Raw genomic sequence first — 21,976 nt, 5'->3', positions numbered from 1 at the left:
AGATGGCGGTAGGACGTCGAAGCGATGCAGCTCTGACGGTCGAGGACCTTCCGCGCTTGGTTCGGGGCGTTGCGGCGGTCGAACCCGATCGCATCGCGCTCACGCACCTCGGTACGGACGTGAGCTACGCCCGCCTGGACCAGGAAATCACGTCCCTCGACGCGGCCATGGGCGGCGTGCTCGGCCCCGACGCTGTGGTTCCGGTCGTGCTCTCGAACACGGTCCCCGGACTGATCGAGGCCTCCGACGGGGGTCTCGATTCCGTGGTCGCCTCGGTGCTTTCCGACGCCGTTTCGGTACTCGGTGGAGGTGATTCGGCGTCGCCTTCGGCCGCGCCGGAAGCTTCGACGTTGTACTCCTTGTTCGCCGATCAGGTCGAGCGCACTCCGGACGCCCGTGCCCTCGTCTTCGGGGACGAGACTCGAACCTACGCAGAGTTCGCCGAGTCCGTCGATCGTCTTGCGCGGGTGCTGATCGCACGTGGGGTCGGACCCGATTCTCGGGTGGGACTGTCGATCCGTCGATCGTTCGATCTTCTGGTGGGCATGTACGCCGTCTCGGCGGCCGGCGGCGCGTATGTTCCCTTGGATCCTGATCATCCGGTCGACCGACTCGGGTACGTTCTCGACACCGCTCAACCGGTCCTGGTACTGACGACCGCGAATGACCTGCCTCAGCTGCCGGACGGCACGGTCACCGTGCTCGTCGACGAGGTCGACCTGTCCGATGTGGCTGCCGGACGAGTTACGGACGCGGACCGACTCGCCGCCGTGGCCGAGGACGACCTCGCCTACGTCATCTTCACCTCCGGATCGACGGGACGTCCGAAGGGCGTGGCGGTGAGCCACCGCGCCATCGTCGCCAACATCGCATGGCGTCAACGGGAGTACACCATGACCGCCGCCGACGTCGTGTTGCAGAAGACGCCGTTCACGTTCGACGTGTCGGTGTGGGAGTTCTTCTGGCCTTTGCAGATCGGTGCCACACTGGTCGTCGCCGAGCCCGAGGGACACCGCGACCCTGCCTACCTCGCCCGAGTCATCGGCGAGCGCGGCGTGAGCGTCACCCACTTCGTGCCTTCGATGCTCTCGGTGTACGTTGCCGAACCCACTGCAGCGGAATCGAATTCGCTCCGGATGGTCTTCGCTTCCGGTGAGGCGCTTCCGGCACGGACCGTCAATGCGTTCCACTCGATCTCCGATGCCGAGCTACACAACCTCTACGGCCCCACCGAAGCGGCCGTCGACGTCACGCACTACCGAACGCAGCAGGTGGAGGACGCCTCGGTACCCATCGGCGCTGCCGTGGACGACACCGATCTCTACGTGCTCGACGAAGGGCTGCGGCGGTCACCTCGTGGCATCGAGGGTGAGCTCTATCTGGCGGGCCTGCAGCTTGCTCGCGGGTACCTCGGTCGAACCGACCTGACGGCCGATCGGTTCGTTGCCGACCCGTTCGGTGAGCCTGGAGATCGCATGTACCGCACGGGCGACCTCGTGCGCCGACGCTCCGACGGCCTCATCGAGTACATCGGACGTACCGACTTCCAGGTCAAATTGCGTGGCCTGCGTATCGAGCTGGGCGAAATCGAATCGGCTCTGCTCGCCGAGCCGGAGGTGACTCAGGCTGCTGTGCTGCTTCATTCGTCGGAGCAGTCGGAACAACAGCTCGTCGGCTACGTCGTCAGCACCGAACCCGATATCGATCACGAACGTCTGGCGGATGCGGTACGCCGCCGCACGCCGGAATACATGGTGCCGTCGGTGTTCGTCGTCCTCGACGAGTTCCCGCTCAACGCAAGTGGCAAATTGGACCGAAAGGCGCTGCCTGCACCCGATTTCGCATCGCTGGTACGGGAGTACCGAGCGCCGAGCACCGAGACCGAGACATCATTGGTCGCGATCTTCGAGACCGTGCTCGGCATCGAGCGCATCGGCGTCGACGACGACTTCTTCGCGGTCGGCGGAAACTCTCTCAATGCCACGCGCGTCATCGCACGAGTGAACGCCGAACGCGGCACGGCGGTCGATGTCAGAGCGTTCTTCGACGCCCCGACAGTCGCGGAACTCGCGGTAGCGGTGGATGCGTCCGATTCGACCGCACACCGCATTGCGTTGACGGCATACCCAGATCGCGACCACGTTCCTCTGTCGTTGGCCCAGCAGCGCATGTGGTTCCTCAACCGGTTCGAGCCCGAGTCTGCGGTGAACAACATTCCGGTGGCGTTGACGCTGTCCGGCGCACTGGACCTCACCGCACTGCGTGCCGCGCTGGCGGACGTGCTCGATCGGCACGAGTCGCTGCGGACGGTGTTCCCGGACCGCGGCGGAGTGGGCTATCAAAACGTACTCCAATCCGATTCGGCCACTGTCGAATTGGAAATCACCACGGCAGAACCGGCCGAGCTTCCCGCCACACTTCTGGAGTTCGCTCTCCGCCCGTTCGACCTGTCGATTCAGCTGCCCTTCCGGACATTGCTGCTCGCGTTGTCGGACACCGAGCACGTGCTCGCGTTCGTGGTCCATCACATCGCCGCCGACGGATTCTCCATGGGTCCGCTCACTCGCGACGTGGTGACGGCCTACGTTTCGCGCGCGAACGGGCAAGCTCCGCAGTGGTCTCCGCTCGAAGTGCAGTACGCCGACTTCACTCTTTGGCAGAGAAAGGTCCTCGGTGACGAGGACGACCCCGACTCCGTGCTCTCGGCGCAGCAGGAATACTGGCGCGGACGCCTCGGTGGCGCGCCCGATCAGCTCGAACTACCGACCGATCGGCCCCGTCCTGCCGTCGCCACGACCCGAGGCGGCACGTACAAGTTCGAGATCGACGCGGACCTCGTCCTCTCGATCGAGAAGCTCGGCCGCGCCCACGGCGCGACGACCTTCATGGTGGTGCATGCGGCGCTGGCGATACTGCTCGCGAAACTGTCTGCCAGCGAGGACATCTCGATCGGTACACCTGTCGCCGGACGTGGTGATGCAGTCCTCGACGATGTCATCGGCATGTTCGTCAACACCCTGGTCCTGCGCACCGTCGTCGAACCCGACGCGACATTCGATGACTTCCTCCGTGAGGTGCGGGCGGTGGACCTGGCCGCGTTCTCGCACGCCGATGTGCCTTTCGAGAAGCTGGTCGACGCGGTGGCGCCAGCTCGGTCGCAGGCCCGGCACCCGCTCTTCCAGGTCATGCTGACGTTCCAGAACCTCGATCAGACTTCTGTGGAGATCCCGGGGCTTCGGGTGGCCGCTCTCGACTACGAGGCGGATCTCGCCAAGTTCGACCTGCAGGTGACGCTGTGGAATTCGGTTGCTGCAGAAAGTGGTCCGTCGGGATTGACCGTCGCGCTGACCTATGCCGCCGACCTGTTCGACGAATCCACGATGGCCGAATTCGGTAGGCGTTTCCGCCGAGTACTCGCGGCAGTGACGCAGACTCCGGCGGGCCCGATCGGACAGGTCGGCATCCTGGACGCGGCCGAACTGGACCGAGTTGTGACGTCCTGGAACGCGACGGCACACGAGGTGCCGACGGGCTCGACCCTCGTGGATCTGTTCGAGGCGCAGGTACTAGCTTCTCCCGACGCCTCTGCACTGGTTTACGAGACCGAACGTCTCTCGTACCGGGAGTTCGACCAGCGAGTCAATCGCCTGGCGCGACACCTCATCTCGCTGGGCGTCGGACCTGACCGCACCGTCGGTCTCGCTATCGATCGCAGCGTGGAGATGATGGTCGGCATGTACGCGATCCTCAAGGCTGGTGGCGCGTACGTACCGATCGATCCCACTCAGCCCGTGGATCGCAATCGGTACATCGCGTCCACGGCCGCACCGGTGTGCGTCCTCTCCACGACACGCGACCACGTGGAGATCGACGGGTTCGAGACCGTGGACATCGACACCCTCGATCTGAGCGCGCGGTCCGCCGTCACAGTGACCTCCGACGAGCGACTGTGCCCCCTACGCGAGACGAACACCGCGTACGTCATCTTCACCTCGGGTTCGACGGGGCGGCCCAAGGGTGTTGCCGTCTCGCACAGGGCAATTCGCAACCGACTGCTCTGGATGCAGGGCAGCTTCCCGTCGATGCCGAACGACGTGATCGTCCAGAAGACACCCGTCACCTTCGACGTCTCGGTCGGCGAGCTGTTCGGAGCGCTGCAGAACGGCGCGACCCTGGTCCTGGCGGCTCCCGACGGCCACCGCGACCCGTCGTACATGCTCGATCTGATCGAGCGCGAGCAGATCACGACGGCGCACTTCGTGCCCTCGATGATGTCGGTGTTCGTTCCCGAGGTTCGCAACCGACCCGAAGCCGCGCGTTCGCTTCGCCGGGTTCTTGCATCCGGCGAGGCTCTCGCTCCTGCGACCGCGCACGAATTACGGGCATTGCTGCCCGAGATCGACGTGCTCAACCTGTACGGCCCCACCGAAGCAGCGGTGGAGGTCACCTTCCATACCGTGACCGACTCCGACATCACCTCGGTGCCCATCGGCGCGCCGGTGTGGAACACCTCTGTTCTGGTACTGGACGCGCGGCTGCAGCCGGTCCCGGTCGGGGTCGAGGGTGAGCTCTACCTCGCAGGTGTTCAGCTCGCGCGGGCGTACGTCGAGCGACCCGACCTGACCGCGGAGCGATTCGTCGCCAACCCCTTCGGTGCCGATCCGATACACGGGAGCGGCGCGAGAATGTACCGAACAGGTGACGTCGTGAAGTGGACGCCGGACGGTGAGATCGAGTACGTCGGCCGGTCCGACTTCCAGGTCAAATTGCGTGGTCTGCGCATCGAGCTCGGTGAAATCGAATCGGCTTTGACGGACCTGCCCTCGGTTCGGCAGGCAGTGACCGTGGTGCGTCGCGACCAACTGGTCGCCTACATCGTCATGGACGGCGATGCCGAAGGTGACACCGTCGACACCGAGGCGCTTCGAGAGGCGCTGGGCGACCGACTGGCGACCTACATGGTTCCGCGCACGATCGTGGTGCTCGATCGACTACCGATCGGCTCCAGCGGCAAGCTCGATCGAAAGGCGTTGCCGGACGTCACCGTCGAGGAAGCCGAGTACCGCGCCCCGTCGAATCCGGTGGAAGAGATCGTCGCCGGTGTGTTCGGCGACGTCCTGGGGGTGGATCGCGTCGGAGTGGACGACGACTTCTTCGCTCTCGGTGGTAACTCCCTGGTGGCGACCCAGGTGGCCTCGCGGCTCGGTGCCGAGCTGAGAACCACGGTTGCGGTACGGGTGCTGTTCGAGGCGAGCACCGTCGGTGCGCTGGCCGCGCGATTGGAAAGCCACGTCGGCAATGGTCAGAGCTCCCCGCTGGTGCCGCAGGAACGACCGGGGAACGTTCCGTTGTCGCTTGCGCAACAACGGATGTGGTTCCTCAACCGCTTCGAGCCGGAATCCGCCGTCAACAACATCCCAGTGGCCATCCGTCTCTCCGGAGAACTCGATGGCGACGCGCTGAGGGCAGCCGTGGCCGATGTGCTCGATCGCCACGAATCCCTGCGTACCGTCTATCCGAGCCAGGATGGCACGGGCCACCAGGTCGTGCTGCCGGTGAGTTCCGCGCTGCCCGACCTGACCCCGACACCCTCCTCTGCGTCGACGATGCTCGGGGACGTGACGAGTTTCGTCTCTGCAGGATTCGACGTGACGGCCTCGGTTCCGTTGCGTGCGCGACTGTTCGAGGTGTCTCCGCAGAACTACGTGCTCGTGGTCGTGGTTCACCACATCAGCGCCGACGGGTGGTCGATGGGACCGCTGACCCGCGACGTGATGACCGCGTACGTGGCCCGAGCAGGCGGTGACGCTCCGCAGTGGGCACCGCTACCGGTGCAGTACATCGACTTCGCGTTGTGGCAGCGCTCGGTTCTCGGTGCCGAGGAAGACCCGACCAGCCTGATCTCGCGGCAGGCGGACTACTGGCGAACCGCGTTGGGGGACCTGCCCGCCGAACTGTCGTTGCCGGTCGATCGTCCCCGTCCTCCTGTTCAGTCCTACGCGGGTGGTCGCGTCGCCTTCGAGATCGACGCCGACGTTCACGCGGGTCTCGCAGACATGGCTCGTGCCACCGGGACGACTCTGTTCATGGTGATGCACACCGCTTTTGCGGTGTTCCTCGCGCGCATGTCGAACTCGGACGACGTCGCGGTGGGTACCGCGGTAGCGGGACGTGGTGACGCCGCGCTCGACGATGTCGTCGGAATGTTCGTCAATACCCTGGTACTGCGTACTACGGTCGATCGGGGACTCGGCTTCGACGAGTTGCTCGCTGCTGTGCGTGAGGTCGACCTCGCCGCGTTCGCACACGCCGACATCCCGTTCGAGCGCCTGGTGGATCTGCTCGATCCCGAACGTTCCACCGCCCGCCATGCGCTGTTCCAAGTGGCGATCGCATTCGAGAACCTTCCGCCGAGCTCCTTCCACCTGCCCGGACTCGAGGTCTCCGCTGTCGACTTCGAGGTCGATACGGCAAAGTTCGATCTGTCACTGACGCTGCACGAGAAGCCCGACGGTGCCGGAATGTCGGCCAGCTTCCTGTTCGCGCGAGACCTGTTCGACCAGAACACGATAGAGGTGTTCGCCCGCCGCCTGAGCTGGCTCCTTGCCGCTGTGGTTCGGACTCCGAATGCTCCGGTGGGGGATCTGTCGATCCTGTACGACGACGAGAACGACCGGCTCACCCACGTGCATGGAGACGAGGTGCTGGCCGGGGGAACCCTGGCCGAGATCTTCACTGCCGGAGCCGCTCTCGACCCTTCGGCGATCGCTGTTCGCTACCGGGAGCGCTCGATCTCCTACGCCGAGCTCGACGCCACGTCCTCGCAGCTCGCGAGGGTGCTCATCGAGCGCGGGGCAGGACCCGAAGCCGTGGTGGCGCTGGGCTTCGCGCGATCCTTCGAGATGGTGCTCGCGGTGTGGGCAGTGGCAAAGTCCGGTGCCGCGTATCTGCCGATCGATCCGACGTACCCCAGCGACCGAATCGGACACATGGTGTCCGATTCCGGCGCCGTCCTGGGCCTGACGTCGAAAGCCGACGTCGAGTCGGTGCGGTCCGAACACGGTGTGCTCGACTGGCTGTGCCTCGACGATGACGATGTGGTCGCCGACGTCCGGTCTCGCTCGACGGATCCGGTCACCGACGCAGATCGACTGCTTCCATCGGTATTTCAGAATCCGGCGTACGTCATCTACACCTCCGGCTCGACCGGCAAGCCCAAGGGTGTCGTGGTGACGCATTCCGGGCTGGGCGGAGTTCTCGACGCCGCCGCCGAGCTGTACCACCTGAGATCTTCGTCGAGATTCCTGCACATCTGTTCGCCGAACTTCGATCCGTCGGTGTTGGAATGGATGGCTGCCTTCTCCAACGGGGCCACGCTGGTCATCGTGCCCGCGTCTATCCTCGGCGGCACCGAGCTCTCCGAATTGCTGAAGGCGGAGAAGGTGACTCACGCCATCATCACGCCCGCGGTGCTGGGCACGATGGATCCGGCGGGGATCGATTCGCTGGAAGTGCTCTCCGTCGGCGGTGACGTGACGACACCGGAGTTGCTCGAGCGGTGGGCACCGGGGCGCAAGTACTTCAACGGGTACGGCCCGACCGAGACGACGATCATCTCCAGTTTCGCCGAGCTCACCCCGGGCGAGCCCATCACCGTGGGTCGTCCGATCCACGGCATGTCCGCGCTGATTCTCGACGCGCGGCTCAACCCCGTTCCCACCGGTGTTACCGGTGACCTGTATCTGGGTGGCGGGGCGCTCGCTCGCGGATACCTCGATCGGTTTGCGCTGACCGCGGAGCGATTCGTCGCCAACCCGCACGGCACCGACGGAGCGCGGATGTATCGCACCGGTGATGTGGTGAGGTGGACACGCGAACTGCAGTTGGAGTTCGTCGGAAGAACCGATTTCCAAGTGAAGGTTCGCGGATTCCGCATCGAGCTCGGTGAGATCGACTCGACCCTCACCTCGGATCCCGGTGTCGACTTCGCCGTGACTCTCGGCCACGAGCTGCCCTCGGGTGTCACCACGTTGGTTTCGTACGTGCTGCCCGCTCGCGGTGCCGCCGTGGACGTCGCCGAGTTGACCGCCCTCGTCGAAAAATCGTTGCCCGCGTACATGGTTCCGTCGTCGATCATCGTTCTCGATGCCGTACCGCTCACCCCGGTCGGCAAGCTCGACCGTGAGGCCCTGCCCGCCCCGGTCTTCGAGGCGCGCGAGTTCCGCGCGCCGACAACGGCACTCGAACAGACGGTCGCGGGCGTCTTCACCGACGTTCTGCGCATCGGACAGGTCGGACTCGACGACGACTTCTTCGCGCTCGGCGGCAACTCGCTGATCGCCACTCAGGTGGTGTCGAGGCTCGGCGCGGCGTTGGACACCGTCGTGCCGGTGAGGGCGCTCTTCGAGAGTCCGACCGTCGCTGCGCTGGTCGCACATGTGAAGACCGCCGTCGGGTCCGGCGGTAGGGCTGCTCTCGAGGCCGGCCCGCGGCCCGAGCGGCCGCCGCTGTCGTCGGCCCAGCAACGCTACTGGTTCCTCAACCAGTTCGATACCACCTCGGCAGTGGACAACATTCCGTTCGCAGTTCGCTTGTCCGGATCCCTCGATGTCGAGGCGTTGACTTCGGCGGTGCTCGATGTGCTCGAGCGCCACGAGTCTCTGCGGACTCGGTACCCCGATTCCCCCGAAGGGCCGTACCAGCAGGTCCTGTCGGCGTCCGAGGTCTCACTCGACCTGACCGTTCACGACGTGTCCACCGGGCATGACGGCGTCGTGGCTGCGGTGACCGAGTTCTTCGGCCGCGGGTTCGACGTGACCGCCGAGGTGCCGGTCGATGCCCGGGTGTTCCGGGTGAGCCAGGCCGAACACGTCCTGGCCTTCGTAGTGCACCACGTGTCTGCCGATGGCGCGTCGATGGGCCCGCTGGCCGTCGACGTCATGACGGCGTACACCGCCAGGTCCGCGGGCTCGGCTCCGGACTGGGAGCCGCTCGACGTGCAGTACATCGACTTCGCGCTGTGGCAGCGGGCCGTACTCGGTTCGGAGTCGGTTCCCGATTCGGTTGCGGCTCTGCAGGTGTCGTTCTGGAAGGAGACGCTCGCGGAGTTGCCCGATCAGCTCGTGCTGCCCACCGACCGGCCGCGTCCGCCGGCTCAGAGCTTCCGCGGAGATGCGGTCCGATTCACCGTCGGAGCCGAAGTACACGGCGCTCTCGCCGAACTCGCTCGCACGCGAAACGCAACGCTGTTCATGGTGGTGCACTCTGCGTTCGCGCTGTTGCTCTCGCGGCTTGCCGCCACGGACGACATCGCGATCGGTACGCCCATCGCCGGTCGCGGCGAACGCGCACTCGATCCGATGATCGGCATGTTCGTCAACACTCTCGTCTTCCGTTCTACGGTCGAACCGTCGATGACGTTCGAGCAACTGCTCGCGCAGTCCCGGGAACGTGACCTTGCAGCTTTCGCGAATGCGGATGTTCCGTTCGAGCGCCTCGTCGAGGTACTCAACCCCGTACGGTCGACGGCGCGCAATCCGCTGTTCCAGATCGGTCTGTCGTTCCAGAATCTCGCCGAGTCGACCTTCGAGCTGCCAGGTCTCACGGTCAGTGCCGTGGAGGCCGACGCCACGACCGCCAAAACCGATCTGCAACTGTCGATCTCCGATCGTTATGCGCCGGACGGCACTCCGGCGGAGTTGAACGCCGAATTCAGCTACGCAACAGATCTTTTCGACCGCGTCACCATCGACGGTATCGTCGAACGGTTCGTCGAGGTACTGCGCCGCGTTGCCGCGGACCCCACCGTCGTCGTCGGGGATGTCGATCTGCTGTCGGCACACGAGCGTACGAGGATCGTGCGCGCGTGGAACGACACGGCCCACGATGTCGACACCCGATCGACTCTGGTGTCGCTGTTCGATCGGCACGTGCAGTCGCAGCCCGAGGCCATTGCGTTGATTCATGCCTCGGAAAGGTTGTCGTACAGCGACTTCGACAAACGGATCAACCGACTCGCCCGCGTCCTGATCGACGCAGGCGTCGGTCCCCAGGTGACTGTGGCGCTGGCCATCCGGCGCTCGGTCGACCTGCTCGTGGCGATGTACGCCGTCAGCAAGGCCGGCGGAGCGTACGTCCCGATCGAGCCGGATCAGCCGACGGACCGCAACACGTACATTCTCGATGTTGCCGCGCCCGCGCTGGTATTGAGCACTGCGCGTGATGCATTCGAGGCCGACACGGTGCCGGTCGTGCTGATCGACACCGATCGCAGACTGCTCGGCAGCGACTTCTCGGATGCGCCGATCACCGACGACGAGCGCATCGCCCCGCTACGCCCGGCGAACACCGCCTACGTGATCTTCACCTCCGGCTCGACCGGTCGACCCAAGGGCGTTGCCGTCAGTCACGGCGCCGTCGTCAATCAGCTTCTGTGGCAGAGCGCCCATTACGGAATCGGGACCCAGGATCGAGTGTTGCTGAAGACGGCTGCGACGTTCGACCTGTCGGTCTGGGAGTTCTGGGTTGCGACGACCTCCGGCGGCACCATCGTGATCGCCGACGCGGGCGGTCACCGCGACCCCGACTATCTCGTCGACCTGATGAACCGCGAATCGGTGACGACCTTGCACACCGTGCCGTCCATGCTCGACGCGGTGGTGGCGGCCTCGGCAGGCGCACTACCGAAGAGCCTGACGCGCATTCTGGCGATCGGCGAGGCGCTGCCGGTAGCCGCGGCCGAACGGACGCTACGCAGTTCCTCTGCGCGACTGGACAACCTGTACGGCCCGACCGAGGCGGCGGTCTCGGTCACTGCGCACCAGGTCGTCACCGTCGACGGCACCACGGTGCCCATCGGCGCACCCGAATGGAACACCAGGGTGTACGTGTTGGACTCCCGTCTCGCTCCGGTTCCGGTGGGCGTCGCGGGCGAGCTCTATCTCGCCGGCGCACAGCTTGCCGACGGCTACTTCGCGCGGCCGGATCTGAGCGCTGAGCGTTTCGTCGCCGATCCGTTCACGCCCGGCGGCCGCCTCTATCGCACCGGCGACCTGGTGAGTTGGCGCGCGGACGGCGAACTCGAGTACGTCGGCCGCACCGACTTCCAGGTCAAGATCCGCGGCTTCCGCATCGAACTCGGCGACATCGATGCCGCACTCGGATCGCTGGACGAGATTCGAGAGGTGGCGGTGCTTGCGCTCGCCGACACCGGACTCGGAGCTCGATTGGTTGCATACGTCGTGCCCGTAGAGGGTGCGTCGCTCGACCGGTATGCGCTGAGCCGCGCGCTCGCCGAACGTTTGCCGTCGTACATGATTCCGTCCGCCTTCGTCGTGCTCGACGCACTCCCTCGGAGTGCCAACGGCAAACTGGACCGCCAAGAATTGCCGACGCCGCACGTCGAGACTGCCGAGTTCCGAGCCCCGACCGATCCCGTCGAGGAAGCTGTGGCCGGTGTCTTCGCGGACGTGCTCGGCGTGGACCGGGTGGGCCTCGACGACGACTTCTTCGCGCTCGGCGGCAACTCGCTGATCGCCACTCAGGTGGTCTCCCGCCTCGGCGCGGCTCTCGACACCCAGGTCCCGGTGCGGGCGATCTTCGAGTCGCCGACAGTGGCGGGCTTGGCCCGCGCTGTCGAGTCGAAGGTGGGAATGGGAGCCCGCCGGGCTCTGACAGCCGGTCCGCGACCGGAGTCGGTGCCGCTGTCGATGGCTCAGCAGCGCATGTGGTTCCTCAGCCAGTTCGATCCGAGTTCGGCCGTGAACAACATTCCGGTGGCGATCCGGCTGTCCGGTTCCTTGGACGTCGACGCGTTGACAGCAGCGGTACACGATGTGCTGACGCGACACGAAATACTGCGCACGGTGTACCCGGACGTGGACGGTCAGGGTCGCCAGGTGGTGCTCGCTGCGGCGGAGGCCGGCATCTCGGTCGACGTCGAGAACGTCGATCCTGCTGCGCTGGAGCAGGTTCTGCGAGACTTCGTCTCGGCCGGCTTCGACGTCACACGAGCGGTCCCGGTGCGCATCCGAGTGCTACGGGTCGCGGAGAACGAGCACGTTCTCGCGTTCGTGGCGCACCACATCGCCGCGGACGGTTTCTCCATGGGCCCACTCACCCGGGACATCATGGTCGCCTACGCCGCACGCGCGGCGGGGGATAGCCCACAGTGGGCACCGCTTCCCGTTCAGTACGCGGACTACACACTGTGGCAGCGTGAGGTTCTCGGCTCCGCCGAGAATCCGAACTCGCCGCTGGCACAACAGCTCGAGTACTGGACGTCCGCCCTCGCCGGGGGCCCTGCTCAACTCGACCTTGCCACCGATCGTCCCCGCCCAGCAGTGGCGTCGTATCGCGGTGCGGCACACACCTTCTCCATCGAGGCGTCGCTGCAGTCCGAGATCACCCGGGTGGCCCGAGCGAACAACGCCACCAATTTCATGGTGGTGCACACCGCGCTGGCCGTGTTGTTGGCGGCGATGGCGGGTACGGACGACGTCACGATCGGTACGCCGGTGGCGGGCCGCGGCGACGCCGATCTGGACGAGCTCGTCGGTATGTTCGTCAATACCCTGGCGTTGCGGACTCCGATGGACCCGGCGACGACACTGCGTGATCAACTCGCCGTGGTCCGAGAGACCGACCTCGGCGCATTCGGACACGCGGACGTTCCGTTCGAGCGGCTGGTCGACGCGTTGGCACCGGACCGGTCTCAGGCACGTCACCCGATATTCCAGGTGATGCTCACGTTCCAGAACCTGAACCGGCAGACCTTGACGCTGTCCGATCTCTCGGTCGAGGGAATCGACCTGGGCAGCGGCGTCGCGAAATTCGATCTGCAGGTGACACTGTGGGAGAACATCGACGAATCCGGTGCCGCCGCCGGCATCGACGTCCAATTCGATTACGCCACAGATCTGTTCGACGCAGCGAGCATGCAGTCGCTGGGACGTCGATTCGTTCGCGTGCTCGGCGCACTCACGGACGACCCGGACACGGTCGTCGGTGACATCGACATTCTCGACGACGGCGAACGTGCCCGCGTGCTGGATGAATGGAATGCCACCGAACATGCGGTGGACTCGGCGGCAACTCTGGTCTCGCTCTTCGAGTCACGTGTCGTCGAGAGCCCACACAACATCGCGACGAGCTTCGCCGACGAGCAGGTGACCTACCGCGAGTTCTCGGACCGAGTGAACGCGCTCGCGCGACTGCTCGTAGCGGAGGGAGTCGGCCCGGAAACCGTTGTGGCGACCGCCATGCGGCGATCGGTCGACATGCTGGTCGGTATCTACGCGGTACTCACCGCAGGTGGCGCGTACGTTCCGGTCGATCCGGATCTGCCCGCCGAACGAATCGACTACATCATCGAGACCGCAGGACCGGTGGTACTGCTCACCACCGAACGCGACGGCGCAGGTCTCGACACCGATGTCCGCCGCATCCTGATCGACACCGTCGACACCGCAGGTCTGTCCACAGCGCCGGTGACCGACGCTGACCGCCGCGCGGAGCTGCGACCGACCGACATCGCCTATGTCATCTTCACCTCCGGCTCTACCGGCCGGCCCAAGGGCGTCGCGGTCAGCCACGAGTCGATCGTCAACCGACTCCTGTGGATGCAGGCGGAGTATGGCCTGACCGAGAGCGACAAGGTCATCCAGAAGACGCCGGTCACGTTCGACGTGTCGGTGTGGGAGCTGTTCTGGCCGTTGCAGATCGGCGCAGAGCTCGTCGTCGCCGAGCCCGATGGACACCGCGATCCGGCGTATCTGGTCCGGACCGTCGCCCAGCGCGGCGTCACCGTCGCCCACTTCGTTCCGTCGCTGCTCGCGGTGTTCGCCGCCACCGATGGTGTTTCGGACTGCACCGGACTACGCGCGGTGTTCGCCTCCGGCGAGGCGCTACCCGCGTCGGTGGCCACGGCCCTGCGCACTGCATTGCCGTCCACCGAACTGCACAACCTCTACGGGCCGACAGAGGCCGCAGTGGACGTCACCTACCACCGGGTGACGTCGGCCGATTCGGTGTCCGTGCCGATCGGGGCACCCGTCTGGAACACCAGGGTGACCGTGCTCGACGCGCGGCTGAACCCGGTGCCGGTCGGCGTGTCGGGAGAGCTGTACCTCTCGGGTGTCCAACTTGCTCGGGGCTATCTGAGTCGACCGGATCTGACCGCGGACAGGTTCGTCGCCGATCCGTACGGCCGCGCGGGATCGCGGATGTACCGCACCGGCGACCTCGTGCGTTGGAACACCAGTGGAGAATTGGAGTACCTGGGCCGCACCGACTTCCAGGTCAAGTTGCGCGGTCTGCGCATCGAACTCGGTGAGATCGAAGCTGCGCTGACTGCTGACCCTTCCGTGGACCAAGCCGTCGTACTCGTCCGGCAGACGCCGTCGGCGGGCGAAATTCTCGTGGGCTACGTCGTTCCCGTCGCAGGCTCGGTGCTCGACACGGCCACGGTGACCGCCAGGGTCGCAACGTCGGTGCCGGAGTACATGGTTCCGTCCACTGTGCTCGTGCTCGACGCTCTGCCGCTGGGGCCGAACGGCAAGCTCGATCGGCGGGCGCTGCCCGAGCCGGAGTTCGGCAGCAACGTCGAATACCGCACGGCCAGTACCGATACCGAACGCGTCATCGCCGAGGTGTTCGCCGACGTGCTCGGGATCGAGTCCGTGGGTGTCGACGACTCGTTCTTCGCTCTCGGCGGCGACAGCATCGTGTCCATTCAGCTGGTCTCGCGTGCCAAGGCGAGAGGGATCCTGTTCGGTCCTCGAGATGTGTTCGAGCGCAAGACCGTTGCCGGTCTGGCCGAGGTGGCCGTCACCGTCGGCGAGGGTGCGGACTCGGTCGTTCTCGAGGAGCTCGACGGCGGGGGAGTCGGCTGGATGCCGCTGCCACCGTTCGGGATGGCTCTGCTTCAGCGCGGTGGTGGGTACTCGCGATTCCACCAGGCGATCACGCTCGAGCTCCCCGCGGGCATCGACCGCGAGGGAATCGTGGCCACGCTCACCGCGGTGGTGAACCACCATGACATCCTGCGGTCGACCCTGGTACACGACGACCGTGGCTGGGGCCTCGAGGTTGCCGAACCGGGTTCGGTGGACATCGACGGGCTGCTGTCGACATCGGATGTGGACGGTGCCGCGGCCGCGGTGGATGCAGCCGTGGGATCACTCGATCCCGAGAACGGACGCATGCTCGCGTTCGTGTGGATCGACAGTGCGCCGAACACGCTGACGGTCATCGCGCACCACCTCGTGGTCGACGGCGTGTCATGGCGAATTCTGGTGCCGGACTTCGTGTCCGCGTGGGCTCAGATCTCCGGTGGTGCCAGCCCGGTACTGCCCGATGTGGGTACGTCGATGCGGCGATGGACGCACGCGCTCGCGGAGGAAGCGATGCGCAGAGCGGACGAGCTGCCGCTGTGGCACAGCGTCGCGGAGACCCACGACCCGGTCCTGGGAGAGCGAGCGTTCGATCCGGCCGTCGACGTCATGGACACCCTGGAACGGGTCGAGATGTCACTGTCGTCCGATGTGACGCGCACGTTGCTGACCACGGTTCCCGAGATCTACCACGGCGGTGTCGCGGACGGACTGCTCGCCGCACTCGCGCTGGCAGTCACCGCGCTGCGTGACGAACAGGGTATCGACGCCCCGGCCACGCTGATGCAGCTCGAAGGTCACGGACGCGAGGAATCCGTGGTTCCCGGAGCAGACCTCGGCCGGACGGTGGGCTGGTTCACCAGTCTTTTCCCGGTTCGGTTCGACCTGACCGGAATCGACGTTCACGACGCCCTGGCCGGCGGTCCTGCCCTCGGCGAGGCCGTGAAGGCTGTGAAGGAACAGATGCTGGCGTTGCCCGATCGCGGAATGGGATGGGGTCTGCTTCGCTACCTCGATGCCGCGACCGAGGCGGAGCTCTCACCGCTGTCGACCGGGCAGATCAGCTTCAACTATCTCGGTCGGGTCGGTACCGGCGACGTACCGGAGGACATGAAGTCTCTCGGGTGGTTGCCTGCCGGAGACACCGCCGGCCTGTCCGCACCCGGCGATTCGGACATGGCTGCGAACAAGACGATCGACATCAACGCGATCGTGGTCGATACCGACGAGGGCAGCGCGCTGAGCGCCACACTGGCGTTTCCGCGAGGCGCGATCTCCGAGACCACGGTGGCGCGTCTGACCCAGTTGTGGTCTCGACTGCTCGAATTGCTTGCGGCCCACTCCCGTACTGCGGGTGCGGGTGGCCTCACCCCGTCGGATCTTCCGCTGGTGCCCGTGAGTCAGACCGATATCGTCGGCTTCGAGCGGCGGTACCCGGATCTGACCGATATCTGGCCGCTGGCGCCGCTACAGCAGGGCCTGTTGTTCCATGCTCTGTTCGCCGATACGTCACTGGACGTCTACACCATGCAGGTCGTCCTCGACCTCGCAGGCGAGGTCGACCAGGATCGTCTGCGCTATGCCGCGCAGGCCCTGTTGGATCGATACGAGAACCTACGCGCCGTCTTCGCGGTGACCGCGGACGGCGACAGCGTGCAGATAGTTCAGCAGGGCGTGCAGTTGCCCTGGCGCACCGTCGATCTCAGCGGCGTCGAGGACGATGCGCGCGACGGTGCCGTCGCGGCGGCACTCGATGCCGAACAGCGGGAGCACTTCGACATCACCACCGCACCGTTGCTGCGCTTCCTGTTGCTTCGACTCGGGCCCGCGACGTACCGACTGGCGATGACCAACCATCACGTACTGCTGGACGGTTGGTCGTTGCCGCTGGTGATGAAGGAGTTGCTCTACCTCTACGCCGTCCGCAGCGACACGTCGTCGATGCCGCGACCGCGTTCGTATCGGTCGTTCCTCCACTGGCTCGGCCAGCGCGACCCGGAGACCTCGAGGCAGGCGTGGGCCCGCTCCCTCGACGGCGTGGAGGAGCCCACGCTGCTGACTCCACCGACGCTGGGCCGGGAGATCTCCACCCGATCGGCCGAGGTCGAGGTCCGAATCGACGCCGAGGCGACCGCAGCGTTGATCGCGCTCGGTGGACGCCTCGGCGTCACCGTGAATACGTTGGTGCAGGCTGCGTACGGAATGTTGTTGGCTCAGATGACGGGCCGCGACGACGTGGTGTTCGGAGCCACGGTGTCGGGTCGGCCCGCGGACCTGCCGGGAGTCGAGTCGATGATCGGCCTGTTCATCAACACCATTCCGGTGCGAGTTCGCCTCGATGCGCACGACACCGTCGCGCAATTCCTGACGAGACTCCAGGGTGAGCAAGCCGATCTGCTCGACCACCACCACGTAGGTTTGGTCGATATCCAGCGAGAAGCGGGGCTGGGCAATCTGTTCGACACGCTGACGGTGTTCGAGTCGTACCCGGTGGACGAAGCAGAGTTGGCGCAGCAAGCCGCGTCGATCGACGGAATGACCGTCGAGGGCGTCGGATCCAACGACAACACGCACTATCCGCTGACCCTGCTGGTGGTGGCGAACGAGGAAGTGACCCTGACGGCGAAGTACGTCAGCGACCTGTTCGACGTCCGCACCGTCGAGTCGATCCTGACGCGTATCGTCTCGCTTCTGGGCACCTTCGCGGCCGACCCCACTCGCCGAGTGCTCGACATCGAACTGCTCGAACCCGCGGAGCGCTCCCGAATTCTCGATGAGTGGAACGACACCGTCCGCGAGATCGACTCCGCTTCAACGCTGGTGTCGATGTTCGGCGATCGCGTGGCGCAGTCCCCGGACCTGATCGCGGTCTCCTTCGAGGGCGAGCGAGTCACGTACGCGGAGTTCGCGAACCGAGTGAACTCGCTTGCGCGACTACTGATCCGCGAGGGCGTCGGCCCGGAGAAGATGGTTGCCATCGCCATGCGTAGATCGGTGGACATGCTCGTCGGTGTCTACGCGGTGCTCACCGCGGGCGGGGCATACGTCCCGGTCGATCCCGACCAGCCGGTCGAGCGCGTCGACTACATCCTGGCGACGGCCGATCCCGTCGCAGTTCTCACGACGAAGGCGGATTCGCCTGCGCTCGAACAGGTCTCGTCGGTAGCGCCGCGAATCGTGGTCGACACCGTCGACCTCGGTGAGTTCGCCACCGAACCGATTGGCGGCGAGGAGCGTCGTGCCCCGCTGAGGCCGAGCGATGTCGCGTACGTGATCTTCACGTCGGGATCGACCGGTAGGCCCAAGGGTGTTGCCGTGACGCATGCCGCCATCGTCAACCGGCTCGTATGGATGCAGGACGAGTACGGCCTCACCGTCGACGATGTGGTGCTGCAGAAGACTCCGGTGACGTTCGACGTGTCGGTGTGGGAGCTGTTCTGGCCGTTGCAGATCGGTGCCGAATTGGCGATTGCGAAACCGGACGGGCATCGCGACCCGGGCTATCTGGTGGACGTCGTCACCGAGCGGGCTGTCACCGTCGCTCACTTCGTGCCGTCGATGTTGGCCGTGTTCGCGGCAGCGGACGGGGTGTCGCGGTGCACGAGCCTGCGTATGCTGTTCGCCTCCGGCGAGGCACTGGCGGTCTCGGTGGCCTCGACCATCCGGGCGGTACTGCCGAACACGGAGTTGCACAATCTGTACGGCCCCACCGAGGCTGCGGTGGACGTGACCTACCACCGTGTCACCGCCGACGACGTGGCCGGCGTGCCGATCGGTGTGCCGGTGGCCAATACCCGGGTGACCGTGCTCGACGCGCGGCTGCGACCGGTGCCGGTGGGCGTCGCGGGTGAGCTCTACCTCGCGGGAGTCCAGCTTGCGCGCGGCTACCTGGGCCGCGTGGATCTGACGGCCGATCGATTCGTTGCCGATCCGTACGGTGCATCGGGTACTCGGATGTACCGGACCGGAGACCTGGTCCGGTGGAACGTCGACGGCGAGCTCGACTTCATCGGCCGCACCGATTTCCAGGTGAAACTGCGCGGCCTGCGCATCGAGCTCGGTGAGATCGAGGCGGCGTTGACGGCACACCTCGACATCGACCGATCGACCGTGCTGGTGACGTCGACGGCGTCGGGCGAAATCCTGGTCGGCTACGTCGTTCCACGTACCGGTGCGTCGGTGGACGTGAGTGAGCTGACCGCGTTCGCAGGCAGCCGACTCCCCGGCTACATGGTGCCGACCCAGATCATGGTGCTCGCCGAGTTCCCGTTGAACTCCAGTGGCAAGCTCGACCGAAAAGCATTGCCGGAGCCGGTGTTCGAGGCGCATGAGTTCCGCGCGCCGGAGAGCGCGACCGAGATCGCCATCGCCGACGTGTTCGCCGACGTGCTCGGTATCGATCGGGTGGGATCGGACGACGACTTCTTCGCGCTCGGCGGTAACTCCCTCGCCGCCACCCGGGCAGCGGCGCGCATCTCCGCTGGTCTCGACAAACAGGTGGGCGTACGCGAGCTGTTCGAGAACTCGACCGTCGCAGCGTTGGCGGCACGCGCTGACGTTCAGGGCACGGTTCATCGTGTGCCGCTGCGGCCCAGGACGGGCGGCGAACGGATACCGCTCTCGCTCGCCCAGCAGCGGATGTGGGTGCTCAACCGCCTCGATCCGGAATCCGGTGCCTACAACATGCCGCTCGCCCTGCGGCTCACCGGTGACTTGGACGTCGCCGCACTGCAGACGGCCGCGACATGGGCGATCGAGCGCCACGAGACCTTGCGGACCCGGTACCCCGAGGACACAGACGGCTCGGCTTTCCAGCAAGTCCTCGACGCCCGGGCCACCACCCTCGATCTCGATCCGATCGACGCGTCGGGCGAAGCCGACATCGCAGACCGAGTGCGCCGATTGGTGTACGACGGATTCGATGTCACCGCCGCGCCTCCGGTACGCGGAGCACTGTTCCGACTGACGAGTACCGGGGACAGTCGGAACGAGTACGTGTTCGTCATCGTGATGCACCACATCAGCGGCGACGGAGCGTCGATGGCACCGCTGGCTCGCGACGTCATGACCGCGTATCTCGCCGCGACAGCCGGCACGGTTCCGTCGGTGCCACCGCTGTCGATCCAGTACGCCGACTACACACTGTGGCAGCGAGAGGTGTTGGGCTCGGCAAGCGCTTCGGGTTCGGTATCGAATCGACAAATCGAATTTTGGCGCACCGAACTGGCCGGTCTCACCCCGGTTGTCGCCCTGCCGTGGGATCGGCAACGTTCGGCAGAGTCGACGTTGCGGGGCGGAAGCGTGGTCGTCGATCTCGACGCGCGGATTCACGAGGCGTTCGCCGAGATCGCTCGCGCGAACAACGCAACCCTGTTCATGGTGTTGCACGGCGTCCTCGCCGTCTTGTTGGCGAGAACCAGCGGTGCACGGGATTTCGCGGTCGGAACTCCGATTGCCGGTAGGGGAGACGAACAGCTCGACGACATCGTCGGAATGTTCGTCAACACCCTCGCGCTGCGGACGACCGTCGATCCGGACGGGACGTTCGAGGAACTCGTGCAGGGCGTGCGTGAGGGCGACCTGCGGGCGTTCGACAATGCCGACGTGCCGTTCGAGCATGTTGTCGACGCCATCGGGCAGGATCGAACCCCCGGCGTCAACCCGCTGTTCCAGACGGTGCTCTCCGTCGAGCCGCTGGGCGAGGCCCGCTTCGAGTTGCCGAACCTGACTGTCGAGCCCGTCGAAGGATTCGAGCCGACCGCCAAGTTCGATCTCCAGGTGACGGTGCAGACTCGGCCCGTCTCCGGTGGTGCGGGTGCACTCGATCTTGCCGTCGAGTTCGCTTACGCCGCAGACCTGTTCGACGAGTCGACCGTATCGGCGATGGCGAATCGGTTCGTCCGGATCGCCGAAGCCGTTGCGGCGGTCCCGGCAACCAAGGTCGGTGCGATCGACGATCTCGGCGCCGACGAGCGGGCAGCATTGACGGCGTCTCCGACGCCGGTCGGGGAGGCCGTCGACGCGGTGGTCGGTCGAACGTTGCCGCAACTGCTCGCTGCGACCGTGGAAGCGGATCCGGAGGCACCGGCGTTGTCCTCGGCAGGTGAGGAAACGACCTACCTGGAACTGGACCGACGGTCGTCGCGTCTGGCCCGGGAATTGATCCAGCGTGAGGTCGGACCGGGCGTGACTGTCGCGGTCGTCGTCGACGATGCGGTGGAGTCCGTCGTCGCCCGATGGGCCGTGGCCAAAGCCGGCGGCACGCTCGCTCCGGTGGACGAGGTGGACACCGCGTTACGAGTCGGCGTGAGCCTGGCTGTGGTCGACGGCGACGAGACACAGCAGTGGGACCGACTACCGATCGTCGTCGATCTGGGCGACGAGGCCACGACTCGGTCCGTGGCCGCTCGATCGGCACGCCCGGTCACTTACAGTGACCGCGTCTCGGTTCTCACAGCAGAGAGTCCGGCCCTGATCGTTGACCTCGCGACCGGTGCTGCGGTCACCCACGGTGAGCTGGCGGCCGCGGCCGTTCGCGGCGTCACCGAGTACGGCGTCGACTACGACTCGCGGCTGGGCGTGCCGAGTGCGACCGCAGGTCCGGTGGCCTGGTTCGCCGGAGTCGTAGCTGCTTCGGTCGGTGCGGTGCTGGTGGTCGACCGAGCCGAGTCGACCGAGGAGGCCGCCGATCTGGTGGTCGCCGAGTGGTTGACACACGCGTTCGTGACCTCGGCGGAGTCCGCGGCAGTGGCCGAATTGGATTCCGGTGATCTCGAAGATCTGGTGGCGCTGGTGGTCGTCGACGGAGATTCCGCGCCGGCCGGCCGACCGGCCGGTGTGTCGGTTCACGGCGCGCCCGAGTTCGGCTGAGCCTGCCGGGTCGATAGACTCGGTCGTCCGGTGGGGCAGGAGTCGATGTGCGGTAACGGTCCGCGCGCACAGCCCGATACGGCGTTGGATGAGTACCGGACGACTGCGGGTATCGGCGGAAACACGAACGGCCGTTACCCGGAGGGCTCGGGCACGGAGAACCGATGGTCAGGGTGCGGACGGCAACGCGGCCGTTCGAGGTGAGGAGTTCGACA

At 65.9% G+C, this 21,976-nt stretch carries 1 protein-coding gene; it reads left to right on the top strand.

Annotated elements, in window-relative coordinates; all coding sequences use genetic code 11:
• Window positions 1-2 precede the first annotated feature (2 nt).
• A complete protein-coding gene (locus tag QM797_RS20470) occupies window positions 3-21,761 on the top strand; it encodes a non-ribosomal peptide synthase/polyketide synthase (RefSeq protein ID WP_283277498.1) in 21,759 nt (7,252 codons plus the stop codon).
• Window positions 21,762-21,976: the final 215 nt, after the last annotated feature.

Source organism: Rhodococcus sp. IEGM 1381 (assembly GCF_030056795.1).
Lineage (GTDB): Bacteria > Actinomycetota > Actinomycetes > Mycobacteriales > Mycobacteriaceae > Rhodococcoides.
This window is presented reverse-complemented; position numbering and strand designations above follow the sequence as displayed.